Source organism: Rathayibacter sp. AY1C2, from assembly GCF_002931195.1.
Taxonomy (GTDB): domain Bacteria; phylum Actinomycetota; class Actinomycetes; order Actinomycetales; family Microbacteriaceae; genus Rathayibacter.
In genome coordinates this window covers 243520-259205 of the sequence record NZ_PSWG01000001.1, presented here as the reverse complement: position 1 = coordinate 259205, position 15686 = coordinate 243520, and the positions used below count along the sequence as shown (strand labels likewise).

Here is a 15686-nt window from a genome sequence, read left to right as displayed (position 1 = left end):
CGGGCATCCGCAGACCGCACATCGGCGTCTCCCGGACTGCCCGAGAACAATCCCCTGAGGAGTCTCGTGGAGACCTGGCCCGGAACCGCCTACCCGTTGGGCGCGACGTTCGACGGAAGCGGCACGAACTTCGCCCTGTTCAGTGAGATCGCCGAGCGCGTCGAGCTGTGCCTCTTCGAGGAGGACGGCACCGAGACGCGCGTCGAGATCCAGGAGTCGGACGCCTACGTCTGGCACTGCTACCTTCCGCAGGTCCAGCCGGGCCAGCGCTACGGCTTCCGCATCCACGGACCGTACGACCCCGATGCCGGCCACCGCTGCAACCCGAACAAGCTGCTGCTGGACCCCTACGCGAAGGCGATCTCGGGGGAGATCGACTGGGACCAGTCCCTCTTCTCGTACACCTTCGGCGACCCGGACTCGACGAACGACGAGGACTCGGCGCCGCACATGATGATGGGCGTCGTCATCAACCCCTTCTTCGACTGGGCCGGTGACCGCCGCCCGCGCACCTCCTACGACAGCACCGTGATCTACGAGGCGCACGTGAAGGGGCTCACCAAGACGCATCCCGACGTGCCGGAGGAGCTCCGCGGCACCTACGCCGGAGTCGCCCACCCCGCGGTGATCGACCACCTCAAGCACCTGGGCGTCTCGGCGATCGAGCTCATGCCCGTGCACCAGTTCGTGAACGATTCGACGCTGATGGACAAGGGCCTCTCGAACTACTGGGGCTACAACACGATCGGCTTCTTCGCTCCGCAGAACACCTACTCCTCCACGGGCGACCAGGGCCAGCAGGTCCAGGAGTTCAAGAGCATGGTGAAGGCGCTCCACGCTGCCGGCATCGAGGTCATCCTCGACGTGGTCTACAACCACACGGCGGAGGGCAACCACCTCGGCCCCACGCTGTCGTTCCGCGGCATCGACAACGAGGCGTACTACCGCCTCGTCGACGACGACAAGCGCTACTACATGGACTACACCGGCACCGGGAACACCCTGAACGTGCGCCACCCGCACTCGCTCCAGCTGATCATGGACTCGCTGCGCTACTGGGTGACGGAGATGCGCGTCGACGGCTTCCGCTTCGACCTCGCCTCGGCGCTGGCACGCGAGTTCTACGACGTCGACCGGCTCTCCACCTTCTTCGAGCTCGTCCAGCAGGACCCGGTGGTCTCGCAGGTGAAGCTGATCGCCGAGCCGTGGGACGTCGGGCCGGGCGGCTACCAGGTGGGCAACTTCCCGCCCCAGTGGACGGAGTGGAACGGCAAGTACCGCGACACGGTCCGCGACTTCTGGCGCGGCGAGCCGTCGACGCTGGGGGAGTTCGCCTCCCGCCTCACCGGCTCGGCCGACCTCTACGCGCACTCGGGCCGCTACCCGGTCGCCTCGATCAACTTCGTCACGGCGCACGACGGCTTCACCCTCCGGGACCTGGTCTCGTACAACGAGAAGCACAACGACGCCAACGGCGAGGACGGCAACGACGGCGAGTCGCACAACCGCTCCTGGAACCACGGCGTGGAGGGGCCCACGGACGACCCGCGGGTGCTCGCGCTCCGGGCGCGCCAGCAGCGGAACTTCCTCGCGACGATGCTGATCTCCCAGGGCGTTCCGATGATCCTCCACGGCGACGAGCTGGGCCGGACCCAGAACGGCAACAACAACACCTACGCCCAGGACAGCGAGCTGACCTGGATCGACTGGGCGCACGCCGACCGGCCGCTGCTCGAGTTCACCGCGGCGCTCATCCGCCTGCGCGCCGAGCACCCGACCTTCCGACGCATGCGCTTCTTCGACGGCCGCCCCGTCCTGCGCGGCGACGGCGAGCCCCTGCCCGACATCGTCTGGTTCACCGCTGCCGGCACCGAGATGTCCCCGTCCGACTGGGACTCCGGTCTCGGCCGATCGGTGGGCATCTACCTCAACGGCAACGGGATCCGCGAGCGCGACCAGCGCGGACGCCCCGTCACCGACGACAGCTTCCTCCTGTACTTCAACGCCGACGACGTCGACGTCGAGTTCGCGATCCCGAGCGACGAGTACGCGCTCGAGTGGAGCGTCCTCGTCGACACCGCCGGCGCCGAGGCGGACTCGATCCCGCGTCCGGCGGGGGCGGTGCTCACCGTCCAGGCGAAGTCGCTCGTCATCCTCCAGGAGCACAGCACCCCCGAGCCCGAGGTCGACCACTCGGTCGCCGCTTCGCTCGCGTCCCTGGCCGCCACCTCGGCCATCCCGATCGTCTCCTCGACGGGACCCACCAGCCCCCACGCCGAGTCGACCGACTCCGCGACCGCACCCTCGACAGGAGCCTGACGTGCGTCTGCCCGCCTCCACCTACCGCCTCCAGATCCGGTCGGCGTTCGACCTCGACGACGCCGCCCGCGTCGCCGACTACGTGCGCGCGCTCGGAGCGGACTGGCTGTACTTCTCGCCGCTGCTGAAGGCCGAGCCCGGCTCGGACCACGGCTACGACGTGGTGGACCACACCGAGGTCGATCCCGACCGCGGTGGCGCGGCCGGCCTGGCGAACGCCTCGGCCGCGGCGCGGGCGGAGGGCCTCGGCGTCCTCATCGACATCGTCCCCAACCACATGGGCGTCGCGACCCCGAGCGAGAACTCGTGGTGGTGGGACCTGCTGAGGAACGGGAAGTCCTCCCGCTACGCCACCGCCTTCGACATCGACTGGGAGGCGGGGGGCGGGAAGCTGCGCGTGCCGATCCTCGGCGACGGTGCGAGCGAGGGAGACAGCGACAGCGAGCTCGACGCGCTCGAGGTCGTCGGCGACGAGCTGCACTACTACGAGAACCGCCTGCCGATCGCGCCCGGCACCGCCGAGCCCGGCGACTCCGGCCGCACGGTGCACGCGCGCCAGAGCTACGAGCTCGTGAACTGGCGCCGCGCCGACGCCGAGCTGAACTACCGCCGCTTCTTCGCGGTGAACACCCTCGCCGCCATCACGGTCGAGCGGCCCGAGGTGTTCGACGCCTCGCACGCCGAGATCGTCCGCTGGTTCACCGAGGGGCTCGCTGACGGCCTGCGCGTCGACCACCCGGACGGCCTGGCCGACCCGGGCGGATATCTCGACGACCTGGCCCGCGCGATCGGCGGCGCCCCGGTCTGGGTCGAGAAGATCCTCGAGGGCGACGAGGAGCTCCCGCCGCACTGGGCGACCGTCGGCACCACGGGCTACGACGCCCTGGCCGACGTCGACCGCATCCTGGTCGACCCCGACGCCCGCCCCGTGTTGGAGGGCCTCGACGCCGAGCTCACGGGGAAGGGCTCCCCGCTGCAGTGGGCCGACCTCATCCACGACACCAAGCGCGGCATCGCCGACGGCATCCTCCGCTCCGAGGTCCTGCGGCTGGCCCGCCTGATCCCCGGTATCGAGGGAGCGGACGACGCGCTGGCGGAGCTCCTGGCGACCTACCCGGTCTACCGCAGCTACCTCCCCTACGGAGCGGAGCACCTCGAGCACGCCCGCGTCGACGCCGTGCGCCGCCGTCCCGAGATCCGCGCGACCATCGACGAGGTCGCCGCGGCGCTCGGCGAGACCGGCACTCCGGTGTCCGTGCGCTTCCAGCAGACCTCCGGCATGGTGATGGCGAAGGGCGTCGAGGACACGGCGTTCTACCGCTTCAGCCGCCTCACCTCGCTGAACGAGGTCGGAGCGGACCCGGACGAGTTCGCGATCGACCTGGTCGAGTTCCACCGCCGCCAGGCCGTGCGCCAGGCCTCGTTCCCCGCCTCGCTCACCACGCTCTCGACCCACGACACGAAGCGCGGCGAGGACACCCGTGCCCGCATCACCGCACTGGCCGAGGACCCGGAGGCGTGGGCGGCGACGCTCCGCGAGCTCCACGCCCTCGTCGGCTTCGGCGACGGCCCGATCGAGCACCTGCTCTGGGAGGCCGTCGTGGGGACCTGGCCCGCGAGCCGCGAGCGCCTGCACGCCTACGCCGAGAAGGCGTCGCGCGAGGCCGACGACTCGACGCACTGGACCGCTCCTGACGAGCAGTTCGAGAAGCGGATGCACGCGGCGATCGACGCGGCGTTCGACGAGCCCGCCGTCCGCCGGCTGGTCGAGCAGACCGTCGAGCGGGTGTCGGTTGCCGGCTGGTCGAACGGTCTCGCCGCGAAGCTCGTGCAGATCACCGCCCCGGGCATCCCGGACGTCTACCAGGGCAGCGAGCTCTGGGAGACCTCCCTCGTCGACCCGGACAACCGCCGCGAGGTCGACTTCGGGCAGCGTCGAGCGCTGCTGGAGCGGATCGACGGCGGCTGGAAGCCCGCGATCGACGCCGAGGGAGCCGCGAAGCTCCTCGTCACCTCGCGCGCCCTCCGGCTCCGCCGCGACCGCCCCGAGCTGTTCACCCGCTACGCCGCCGTCCCTGCGATCGGGCCCGCCGCCGAGCACGCGATCGCCTTCGACCGCGGCGGCGCGCTGACCGTCGCGACCCGGCTCCCCGAGGGCCTCGCCGCTTCGGGCGGGTGGAACGGCACGGTCGTGGTCCTGCCCGGGCACCCGATGGAGGACGTCCTCACCGGCCGCACCTTCGCGGGAGGAGTGACTCCGGTCGCCGAGATCCTCACCGACTACCCCGTGGCACTGCTCGCCCCGGTCTCCTGACCGGTTCCGCCACCGCACCCCAGACCGATACGACCCCTCCTGGAGACAGCAGTGATCAGCACGACTCCCTACCGCTACGCACTCCCGACGACCGGTCCCGAGCGGTTCGACGTCTGGGCCCCCGAGGCCTCGACGGTCGAGCTCCTTCTCGGTGACGACTCGTCGCTGACGATGACCCGCCACGGAGACGACGGATGGTGGCGGGCGCCCGCGTCGGCCCCGGCCACCGGCGAGGTCGACTACGGGTACCGGGTGGACGGCAGCGGTCCGCTGCCGGACCCCCGCTCGCGTCGCCAGCCGAAGGGCGTGCACGAGCTCTCGCGCACGTTCGACCCCTCGGCGCACGAGTGGGGCGACTCCGCCTGGACCGGGCGCGAGCTCGCCGGCGCCGTCATCTACGAGCTGCACCTCGGTACGTTCACACCCGAGGGCACCCTGGACGCGGCGGCGGAGCGCTTCGAGCACCTGCGCTCGATCGGCGTGGACTTCATCGAGCTGCTGCCGGTCAACGCGGTGAACGGAACGCACAACTGGGGCTACGACGGCGTCCTCTGGTACGCCGTGCACGAGCCGTACGGCGGACCCGAGGCGTACCAGCGCTTCGTGGACGCCGCCCACCGTGCCGGCCTCGGCGTGGTCCAGGACGTCGTCTACAACCACCTCGGCCCGAGCGGCAACTACCTGCCGGAGTTCGGCCCCTACCTCAAGAACGAGAAGGCCAACACCTGGGGCAGCTCGATCAACCTCGACGGCGAGGGTTCGGACACCGTCCGCGGGTACATCATCGACAACGCTCTGATGTGGCTGCGCGACTACCGCGTCGACGCCCTGCGCCTGGACGCGGTGCACGCCCTCTCGGACGAGCGGGCCGTGCACGTGCTCGAGGAGATGGCGAGCGAGGTGGCCGTGCTGTCGGCCCACGTCGGGCGCCCTCTGACGCTGATCGCCGAGTCCGACCTCAACGACCCGACGCTGATCACTCCGCGGGAGGCGCACGGCTACGGGCTCGACGCGCAGTGGAGCGACGACTTCCACCACGCGGTCCACGTCGCGCTGACCGGGGAGACCACGGGCTACTACGAGGACTTCGCGCCGCTCGGCGCCCTCGCGAAGGTGCTGACCCGGGGCTTCTTCCACGACGGCACCCTCTCGACGTTCCGCGGCCGTCACCACGGCCGTCCGGTGGACACCGAGCACATGCCGACCTGGCGCCTGGTGGTCTGCAGCCAGAACCACGACCAGATCGGCAACCGGGCGGTCGGCGACCGTCTGACGGCGACCCTCGACGAGGGGCGCCTCGCGATCGCCGCGGCTCTGACGCTGCTGGGCCCTTTCACTCCCATGCTGTTCATGGGGGAGGAGTGGGCGGCGTCGACCCCGTGGCAGTTCTTCACCTCGCACCCGGAGAAGGATCTGGGCGAGGCGACGGCGAAGGGCCGCATCGAGGAGTTCGCGAAGATGGGCTGGGACCCGGAGGTCGTTCCCGATCCGCAGGACCCGGAGACGTTCCTGCGCTCGCGGCTCGACTGGTCCGAGGTCGGGGAGGGGCGTCACGCCCGCACCCTCGAGGTGTACCGCGAGCTGGCGGCGATCCGCCGCCGCTACCCCGAGCTGACGGACCCGCGCTTCGGTTCGCTCCGCGTGGAGTTCGACGAGGATGCCCGCTGGCTGACTCTCGGCCGCGGTCGGGTGACCGTGGCGATCAACGTCGGCGAGTCCGCCGCCCGCATCGCCCTGCCGGAGGTGGCGGAGACGCTGCTCGGCGTCGGGGAGTACGCGGTGCAGCCCGGGGACACCGAGGTGGATCTCGGCGCCTCCTCGCTGCTGGTGACGCTGAGCGCCTGAGCTCCGTGGCGGCCGGCTGTTCAGGTGGCCGGCCGCCGCTGTCCTGAACGGCCGCCTCGGGCCCGAGCGCTCAGAGCGCGACCGCGGCGTACTCCGTCGCGGTCACGACCCGCACTCCCTCGTCGTGGACGAGCAGGAGCGCGCGGAGGGGGATGGCCCGCTTGTGGCACGCCGCCGCCAGGTGACGGGCGAGGACCCGGTCGGTCTCGCCGAGGAAGGCGCGCCCGGGACGTTCCAGGGCGAAGGCGAGCGAGCCCACGTCCTGGTGCGCCACGGCCTTGGCGAGGGTGGCGACGATCCGCTCGGTCTTCTCCTCGTCGGGGTGCACGGGGAGCCCGTCCACCGGGTAGAGGATCGGCAGCTGCACGCCGTCGCGGTCGAGGAAGATCGGCCACAGGGCCCGGCGGTAGGCCGGTCCGATCAGCGAGGAGACGCGCTCGCGCAGCTCGCGGTCGTTCAGGAGCGGCGCATCGAGGTGCGGAGCGGGAGCGGCGTGGTCGAGAGTGGTCATGGTGTCGCTTTCTCGTGGGGCGAGCGGGCGGTGCCGCTGAGGGGTCATCGGAAGTTGCGGGAGGTGGTGCGAGCGCCGACCGTGAGGGTCTCGAACCTGTCGGCGAGGAGGTTCGTCACCCCCTCGTCGGAGCGCTCGAGGATCCCCCTGACCAGCAGGGCGGGTGCCTCGCGGGCCACGCGGCGGTAGCGGTTCCATACTCCGACGGAGCAGATCACGTTGAGGATCCCGTGCTCGTCCTCGAGGTTGAGGAAGGTCACTCCACCGGCTGTGGAGGGACGTTGGCGGTGGATCACGACTCCACCGACCTCGATCCGGGTCCCCGAGGCGATGCCGGGGAGATCGGCCGAGGAGCGGGTGCCGCGGCGAGCGAGCCCCTCGCGGAGGTGGCGCAGCGGATGGTCGTCGGGTGAGATGCCGGTGGCCCAGAAGTCGAAGACCACGCGCTCCTGAGGGGAGAGCATCGGCAGGAGCGGGGGCTGCACGACGACCGTGGAGCCGGCGAGGAACTCCTCGCGGTCGCCTGCGGCGGTGCCGGCCTCCCAGAGCGCCTGCCGACGCTGCAGACCGAGCGAGTCGAAGGCGCCCGCGGCGCCGAGGGCCTCCAGCTGAGCCGCGGTCGTGCCGACCCGACGCGAGAGGTCGGCCATGCTCGCGTAGGGTCCGCCGCGTTCGCGCTCGGCGACGATGTGCTCGGCGAGCGCGGTGCCGATGCCCTTCACCCCTGCCAGCCCGAGCCGGATCACGAAGCCGCTGTCGCGCCTGTGGTCGTCCGTGTGGAAGTGCTCGGTGCGGTCGAACAGTCCCGTGGGCGGCTGATCGGCGCGGAGGCAGTCGTCGCTCCCGTAGGCGGCGCCGCTCCTCCGGCGTGCGGGGGCATCCTCCTTCGCCTCGAGCCCGGGAGGCGCCAGGGAGCGGTTGACGTCGGGCGAGACGACCTCCACTCCGTGACGCCGGGCATCGGCGACCAGGGTGTGCGGGGCGTAGAAGCCCATGGGCTGCGCCCTCAGCAGCGCGGCGGTGAACGCGGCGGGGTAGTGCAGGCGGAGCCAGGCGCTCGCGTAGACCAGCAGGGCGAAGCTGATCGCATGGCTCTCGGCGAAGCCGAAGTTCGCGAAGGCCTGGATCCGGAGGTAGATGTCGTCCGCGACCTCGCCCGTGATGCCGTTGCGGGCCATCCCCTGGTAGAGCCGCTCGCGGAGGGTCTCGATCTTCTCGGTCCCGCGCTTGGACCCCATCGCCCGGCGCAGCAGGTCGGCGTCCTCCGCGTTGCAGTCGCCGACGGCCACGGCCACCTGCATGAGCTGCTCCTGGAAGAGCGGCACGCCGAGGGTGCGCTTGAGCGGCGTCACGAGGAGGGGGTGCTGGTACGTCACCGGCTCCTCGCCGAGCTTGCGGCGGATGTAGGGATGGACCGCACCGCCCTGGATGGGGCCGGGGCGGATGAGCGCTACCTCGATCACCAGATCGTAGAAGCGGCGCGGCTGCAGCCGGGGGAGGGTGCCCATCTGCGCCCGGCTCTCGACCTGGAACACCCCGATCGAATCGGCGCGGCAGAGCTGGTCGTAGACGCCCTTCTCCTCCCGAGGGAGGGTGGAGAGGTCCCACTTCTCGCCGACGTGCTCGGCGACGAGGTCGAACGTGTACTGCAGGGCGGCGAGCATCCCGAGCCCGAGGAGGTCGAACTTGACCAGGCCCATCCAGGCGCAGTCGTCCTTGTCCCACTGCAGGACGGTGCGGTCCTCCATCCGGGCGGGCTCGATCGGGCAGACCTCGCCCACGGGCCGGTCGGTCAGCACCATGCCGCCGGAGTGGATGCCCAGGTGCCGGGGCGTGCCCAGCACCCGGGTGGTCAGGGCGACCACGTCCTCGGGGATGTCGTGGTCGGTGCTCTCGGTGACGGACCCCCACCGCTCGACCTGCTTCGACCAGCCGTCCTGCTGCCCGGCGCTGTATCCGAGGGCCTTGGCCATGTCGCGCACGGCGAACTTGGGCCGGTAGGTGATGACGTTGGCGACCTGGGCCGCGTTCAGACGTCCGTACTTCCGGTAGACGTACTGGATCACCTCCTCGCGCCGCTCCGAGTCGAAGTCGACGTCGATGTCGGGCTCCTCGTCGCGGATGCTGGAGAGGAACCGCTCGAACGGCAGGTCGTAGAAGATCGAGTCGACCGCCGTGATGCCCAGGACGTAGCAGACCGCCGAGTTGGCGGCCGAGCCGCGTCCCTGGCAGAGGATGCCGTTCCGCTTGGCGTAGTGGACGATGTCGTGGACGATCAGGAAGTAGCCCGGGAAGTCCTTCTGCTCGATCACCGCGAGCTCCTTCTCGAGGCGCGCGAGGACGTCGGCGTCGGCGCGGGGGTACTTGGCCGGCACGGCCTCGCGCACGAGCTCGCGCAGCCAGCTCATCGAGGTGTGCCCCTCGGGGACCTCCTGGCGCGGCAGCCGGGGCCGGACTCGGCCGAGCTCGAAGGCGATCTCGTCGGCGACGCGCACCGTGTTCTCCACGGAGCCGGGGTAGCGGCCGAAGCGCTCGGCCATCTCGGCGCCGGAGCGCAGGTGGGCGCCGCCCGCTGCGGGGAGCCAGCCGTCCATCTCGTCGAGGCTCCGGCGTGCTCTGACCGCGGCGAGGGCCGTCTGGAGGGGGCGCTCCTCCGGCCGGGCGTAGTGCACGTTCCCGGTGGCGACCGTCCGCAGCCGGAGCTTCTCGGCGATCGCCGCCAGCTGGTCGTTGGCGCGCGAGGCGAGGGGATCCCCGTGGTCGTACAGCTCCACGAGGACGTTGGCGGGACCGAAGAGCCGGACGAGCTCGCGGACCTCCTGCTCGGCCGCGGCCACTCCTGCGGCGGCGAGCGCTTGACGGACCGCTCCCTTGCGGCAGCCCGTCAGCACGATCCAGTGGCCGTCGGCGGCGCGCGCGAGCTCCTCGAGGTCGTAGCTCGGCTTGCCCTTCTCGGCTCCGGCGAGCTGGGCGGTGGTGATCGCACGGGCGAGGCGGTGGTAGCCCTCCTCGCGGCGCGCGAGGACGAGCAGGTGGGTCCCCTCCGGATCGGCGACCCCGTTCTGAGGCGAGGTGAGCCCGATGGAGAGCTCGGCTCCGAAGGCCGTGCGGACGGCGTGCCCCTGCGCGGCCTCGGCCATCCTCACGATGCCGTAGAGGCCGTCGTGGTCGGTGAGCGCGAGGGTGTCGATGCCGAGCCGGACCGCCTCCTCGACCAGCTGCTCCGGCTTGCTCGCCCCGTCGAGGAAGCTGAAGTGGGAGTGGGCGTGCAGCTCGGCGTAGGGCACCGGATGAGCCGGCGGCCGGACGTCGTCCCCTGCCACGTAGGCGGGGCGCTTGTGCGACCAGGCCGGACTGTCGCCGCCGTCGCCCTGGACGACCGTGCCGTCGGCGCGCTTGCCGCTGGAGAGGCGGCGCTCGAACTCCGACCAGGGGATCGGCGGGTTGTTCCAGCCCATCGGGGCTCCTTCGGTGCTCGTTCGCGGTGGTGGAGGGATGCTCCGGTTCAGTCGTAGCGGGCCTCTGCGGCCCAGACCCCGTCGAGGCAGAGCAGCAGCCAGGCGACACCGGCGGCGTCGACCACCTGGAAGCGGTCGTAGCGGACGGCGGTGCTCGGATCCCACCAGCGCTCGTCGATCGGCCAGGGACCCGCCCATCCGGCGAGGGGCTCCAGGCGTGCCTGAGAGGTCCCGGGGGTGAAGTAGGCGGGCACGGAGCTGAGGGCGCCGCGCTCGTCGACGGCGACGGGTTCGCCCCTCGGTCCGCGGACCAGCACGGCCGCGGGCTCCGCGAAGACCGTCGGCGGGAGGGGCGGCGGCAGGGAGCCGGGCCAGGGCAGGGTCCTCGGCCGTGCGTCGCCCGGCTCCCGGTCGCCCCAGGGGATCAGGTGCTGGCGGTCGCGGAGGGATCGACCCCCTCCGATCGACGCGGTCATCACGGCCTCGTGCCCGAGCATGCTCTGCACGCGGCTCAGCCCGTGGTGGACGCGCTCCTCCGGAGCGGTGCCCCAGAGACCCTGCTCGTGGTTGCCGATCGCGTCGACCGCCTCGGGCTCGACGCACAGCCGCGAGATCGGCGCTCCGAGACCGGTGTCGATCTCCCCGCTGCCCTGCAGCTGCCAGCGGACCCGGTCGAGCACGTCGCCCGGGGTGAACCATCTCGGGTGCAGCCAGCTCCGGGAGGAGACCTCACCGCGCTCGCTGACGACCTCGATGCGGATGGCGGTCGCGACCAGCTGTGCGCGGGTGAGCCCGGCGACGAACTCCTCCGCGGGGACGCGGAAGGCGAAGGCGGCCTGGTCGATGCGGTCCAGAGGGGGCTCGAACTCCATCGCCCGGTCGAGGCGCTCCGGCGGGAGCCGGGGCACCACCGTCTCCGACTCCGCACCGGAGGCGAGGAGGTGCGCGTGGGCGCCCTCCGGTCCGAACCGGGCGGCGACGTCCTCGCGAGGGAGGGCGGCGAAGGCGCCGAGGGTGCGGACGCCGAGCCTGCGCAGGAGCGCCACCAGGTCGTCCCCCCGGCGGGGAGCACGGGCAGGGGCAGCGACGGACTCGGTCTCGAGGGCGTCGAGCGGGAGAGGAGCGAGGAAGCCTGCCGCTGCTCCTGGGGGCACGACGGCGACGGGGCAGCCGGAGTGCTTCGCGGCGAGCTCGGAGGCGAAGAGCCCGTCGGCGATCCCGATGCGGGCGTCGGGGAGACCCAGCTCGGCCAGCCGCTGCAGGATCGCCTCGGCCGCGCTCTGCTCGCTCCCGTAGTAGCGGCGCGGACCGCGGGCGCGGATCGCGCACAGACCGGGCCGGATCAGCTGGACGCCCGGGGTGATCTCCTCGAGCGCCTTGATGAGCGGCTCGAACGCCCGGTGGTCGAGCACCGGGTCGTACGGGAGGACGGCGAGACCCGTGCAACGGGACTGCGCCTCGCGCACGCGCATGCCCCGCCGGACCCCCTCCGCCCGAGCAGCAGGGGAGGAGGCGAAGACCAGGCTCTTCTCCGTGAGGGCCAGGGGGTGCCCGGCGCCGAGGCCGGCGTCGGCGGCGGCCGCGAGGAGGGGCCAGTCGGGGCACCAGACGAGGATCGTCCGCCGCAGCTCGGGTGCGCTCGCCATCTCAGACCGCCCGCTCGTGCAGGCGGCCGTGCTCGACCCGGGAGCCGAAGGCGCTCTCGACGCCGGGCATGCTCATCCTCACCGTGCGCACCCGGGTGCCGGCCCGGCCGACCACATCGACCATCGCCTCCCGGGAGCGCAGGTAGCCGTGGCCGTCGCCGAGCCCCTCCCAGCGGCTGCTGCGGATGCTGAGCCGCGCCTCGGCCTGGGGCCACTCGCCGAGGACCACGAGCGTGGCACCCCGCTGGCGCAGTCGTGCTCCCAGACGTGAGACGTCGGTCGAGGAGACGGAGGCGGGCGGACGGGTGAGCACGACGGTCAGCACATCGACCAGAGCGGCGGTGACGGTGAGCCAGTGCTCGGCCGGTGCGGGCACGAGCACCAGGCGCTCGAGGTCGATCCCCATGCCGGCCGCGGCCTCGGCCCCGAACTCCGGGACGCCCACCACGCCGCACCACGAGCCCTCGGCGGACGGGCCGGCCAGCAGCCCCATCGCCAGACTCATCGAGCCCTCCACCGAGTAGGCGGCACCCTGCTTGAGCGAGCCGCCCGGGAGCACGGAGGAGAAGGCCGGCAGGGTGGCGAGGCTCCTGGTCTCGAGAGTGGTCGCCTGCATGTCCCGGATGCGGGACTGCAGCTCCTTCACCGACGCGAGCTGCCGCAGAAGGGGCTCTGCGGCCTCGGCCGTCTCCGCGGAGACGAGGGATGAAGGGGGGCTCATCTGCCCATGTTCGAACATGTGTTCGAGTATGTCAATCGCCACCGACATCCACCGGCGAGCCGCTCGGACCCTTCCGCGACCGCCCGGCGAGGCGCACTGAGGAGGAGGTTCCAGACGTCCCGGGCAGTCTCGCATCCGCCTCCGACATCCCCGTCCGGGGGCGTTCTCCACCGGGTCTCGGCGAGGGAGGGCCTCCTGCCGCGCCTCTACCATGGGAGCCATGTCCGACGCCCTGCCCGACCCCGCCGACTCCGACGCCACCGCCCCGGCCGCGCCGCGCAGAAGGACCCTCGTGGTCAAGATGGGGTCCAGCTCGGTCACCAAGCAGTCGGGTCCGGATCCAGTTCTCCTGGCCAGCGCGCTCGAGAGCGCCTTCGCCGCCCGCGCGCTGGGCTGGGACGTCGTGCTGGTCTCCTCCGGCGCCGTCTCCTCGGGTCGGGCGCTCTTCGCCCGCTCGCAGGAGGAGCCGATCAGCGCCCGCCTGGCGGCAGCGGTGGGCCAGACCGTCCTGATGGGCTTCTACCGCTCGGTGGCCGAGCTCTCGGGCGCCCTGATCGCGCAGATCCTCATCGGCGAGTCCGACCTCGCCTCTCCCCGGCAGATGGCACACGTCGCCGAGGCGATCCGCCACGCCCTCGACGCCGGAGTCGTGCCCGTGGTCAACGGCAACGACACGATCGACTCCGCCGGCTCGGACAACGACGGCGTCGCCGGCGGATTGGCGATGCTCCTCGGCGCGGACCTGCTGCTGCTGCTCACCGACGTCCCCGGCGTCTTCGCCGGCAGCATCGCCGAGGGCGTGCACCTCGAGGAGCTGGGCATCTCGGAGCTGCGCCGCATCGGCGTGCAGAAGGGCGGCACCGGCCGAGGGGGCATCCGCTCCAAGCTGCGGGCCGCCGAGCTCGCCGCGCACAACGGCGTCTCGACCAGGATCGCCGGGGCGCGCACCCCCGAGGTCATCCTGGGCGCCCTGGGAGGGCCGGGCCCGGGCACCCTCGTCCGCGCCGTGCACGCGCATCCGCCCGTGGAGCAGCGCTGGATCTCCGGAGTGGCCACCGGCCGCGGCCGCGTCGAGATCAACCTCGAGGCCGAGCGGAGCATCGGAGCCGGCTCGAGCCTGTTCGCCTCTGGCATCAAGCGCGTCTCCGGCGAGTTCGGCGGCGGCGACGTGATCGAGGTGCGCGCCCTCAGCGGAGAGCTCCTCGCGCGCGGCGTCTCCCGCGTCTCCTCGCGTCTGCTGACCCTGGTCCGCGCACTCCGGGTCGACGAGATCGCTCGCGTCTTCGTGGCGGTCCTCGGGCATGCCGCCACGACGGCGCCGTCGGCGAGTCCGGAGGGGGAGGAGAGGCCGCAGCTGACCCGCGCTCTGGAGTACGCGCGCACTCTCTCCTCTGAGCACGCGCGGGCCGTCGCGATGGAGATCGTCTCCCTCTTCCCTGCCGAGAGCATCTCGGCCCTGCTGGGACAGGGCGCGGGGGAGGGCGAGCTCGTCGAGCGCTACACCCGCCTCGTCCGAACCCTCGCCATCGTGGAGAACGAGAACCTGGCCGTCTTCCGCTCCTGACCGCCGGTGGCGCGCCACTTCTCAGTGCATTTCGCGCCTTCGCATCATGATCGCCGTTCTCCGGTGTCTTCCTGGTGATGGCGCCGCTCCTGGGCGCCCCCGACGGAACGGATCATCGATGAGCGTCCCCACTTCCACAGCCGGCCACTTCCGCGAGTCCGACATCACGCCCGAGAGCTTCGAGATCGAGCGGCTCGAGCGGCGGCTCGCCCTGCTCGAGGCCTCGATCGCCCAGGGGGAGCGGGCACTGCTGGGCCGGGTCGACCCGAGCACCGGAGATCCCCTCCCAGGCGCCTGCGGGGGGCACCGAGCCCAGCTGGTCAGCAACCTGACGACGGAGCGGGCCCTCGCCGACCGCATCCGGGAGATGCTCGCCGCTCGGAGCTGACGGGGTGCGTACGGCACGATGGGGCCATGGTCACCATCACCGTCGCCGGTCTCGCCCAGCACTTCCACCCCGCCGAGCGGGGCACCGTCCGCCTCGAGATCCGGCGTGAGTCGCGATCCCGGCCCCAGGCGCTCGCCGAGGTCACCGCCCTGCACGCGCGGGTCCGTGAGGAGGCGGCCGCCGAGCAGGCGTCCGGCGCCGCCACCTGGTGGTCCTCCGATCAGATCTCGGTCTCCTCGATCCGCCGGCACATCAAGGACTCGGACGTCACGCAGCTGTTCCATGTCGCGGCCGCCGGGGTCCGGGTGAAGTACCGGGACTTCGCGGCTCTCGGGCGCTGGGTCGGCTCGATCTCGGAGGTGCCGGGGATCCAGATCTCGGGGATCGACTGGGACGTGACGGCGGCGCGACGGGCGGGCATCGAGCGCGAGGTCCGCACCGCTGCCGTGCGCGACGCGCGCGAGCGGGCCGAGGCCTATGCGGCGGCCCTCGGCCTGACCGAGGTGCGGGTGCTGACCCTCTTCGAGCCGGGACTGCGGCCGCACACGCGCATCGAGGGCGGCTCGGCGATGATGAGCCGCGCCAAGGCGTTCTCCTCTCCTGAGGAGCCGCTGGCCCTCAAGCCGGAGGACATCGAGGTCACCGCCTCGGTCTCCGCCGACTTCGAGGCGCACTGACGCGGAGACGCGACCGGGCGACCGGTTCCGCTGCGGACGGAGAGCGCATGCCTGCACCTGCGACCCGCTGATCGTCTGCATGGCGACCCCGAGAGTCGCCCCGAGGCGACCGACCATCGGCTCCACGACGACCCCTCTCCGCCCCGATCAGCGGGCACGCGACCACCATACGTGTATTGAGGACTCCTCGGGAGCGCTGTCGCGGTTCGGCGACCGCCGTGCACACCCTCCGGGAATAGCGGG

At 72.0% G+C, this 15686-nt stretch carries 10 protein-coding genes; 6 read left to right on the top strand and 4 right to left on the bottom strand.

The window, feature by feature from the left end; translation table 11 throughout:
- The first annotated feature begins 66 nt into the window (after window positions 1–66).
- Genes glgX through treZ form a run of 3 tightly spaced genes read left to right on the top strand, consistent with a single transcriptional unit; the run spans window position 67 to window position 6478 of the window.
- Window positions 67–2319 carry a glycogen debranching protein GlgX gene (gene glgX, locus C5C55_RS01180; RefSeq protein ID WP_104232615.1) on the top strand — a complete coding sequence of 751 codons (2253 nt, stop codon included), beginning with the start codon at window positions 67–69 and terminating at the stop codon, window positions 2317–2319.
- Window position 2320: 1 nt separating this feature from the next.
- A complete protein-coding gene (treY, locus tag C5C55_RS01175; protein ID WP_104232614.1) occupies window positions 2321–4633 on the top strand; it encodes a malto-oligosyltrehalose synthase in 2313 nt (770 codons plus the stop codon).
- Window positions 4634–4684: 51 nt separating this feature from the next.
- Window positions 4685–6478: a malto-oligosyltrehalose trehalohydrolase gene (gene treZ / locus C5C55_RS01170; protein WP_258072480.1), complete on the top strand. Its 1794-nt coding sequence runs from the start codon at window positions 4685–4687 to the stop codon at window positions 6476–6478.
- Between the two features lie 70 nt (window positions 6479–6548).
- On the opposite strand, the gene C5C55_RS01165 is transcribed toward treZ, so the two are convergent.
- Genes C5C55_RS01165 through C5C55_RS01150 form a run of 4 tightly spaced genes read right to left on the bottom strand, consistent with a single transcriptional unit; the run spans window position 6549 to window position 12814 of the window.
- On the bottom strand, window positions 6549–6989 hold the full coding sequence (locus C5C55_RS01165) for a hypothetical protein (RefSeq protein ID WP_104232613.1): 441 nt from the start codon (window positions 6987–6989) through the stop codon (window positions 6549–6551).
- 44 nt (window positions 6990–7033) lie between these two features.
- Entirely contained in the window at window positions 7034–10447 is a 3414-nt protein-coding gene (locus tag C5C55_RS01160; RefSeq protein ID WP_104232612.1) for an error-prone DNA polymerase, read from the bottom strand.
- A gap of 47 nt (window positions 10448–10494) precedes the next feature.
- Window positions 10495–12093, bottom strand: coding sequence for a DNA polymerase Y family protein (locus C5C55_RS01155; RefSeq protein ID WP_104232611.1), 1599 nt, complete (start codon window positions 12091–12093; stop codon window positions 10495–10497).
- A 1-nt stretch (window position 12094) separates the two neighbouring features.
- Window positions 12095–12814, bottom strand: a complete 720-nt coding sequence (locus C5C55_RS01150) for a hypothetical protein (RefSeq protein WP_104221998.1) — start codon at window positions 12812–12814, stop codon at window positions 12095–12097.
- Window positions 12815–13034: 220 nt separating this feature from the next.
- On the opposite strand from C5C55_RS01150, the gene proB reads away from it, so the two are divergent.
- The 3 genes from proB to C5C55_RS01135 all read left to right on the top strand — a co-directional run bounded on the left by proB (window position 13035) and on the right by C5C55_RS01135 (window position 15443).
- A complete protein-coding gene (gene proB / locus C5C55_RS01145; protein WP_104222000.1) occupies window positions 13035–14378 on the top strand; it encodes a glutamate 5-kinase in 1344 nt (447 codons plus the stop codon).
- 118 nt (window positions 14379–14496) lie between these two features.
- Window positions 14497–14766, top strand: a complete 270-nt coding sequence (locus tag C5C55_RS01140) for a hypothetical protein (RefSeq protein ID WP_104222002.1) — start codon at window positions 14497–14499, stop codon at window positions 14764–14766.
- A 26-nt stretch (window positions 14767–14792) separates the two neighbouring features.
- Window positions 14793–15443: an SIMPL domain-containing protein gene (locus tag C5C55_RS01135; protein WP_104232609.1), complete on the top strand. Its 651-nt coding sequence runs from the start codon at window positions 14793–14795 to the stop codon at window positions 15441–15443.
- The last annotated feature ends 243 nt before the right edge of the window (window positions 15444–15686 follow it).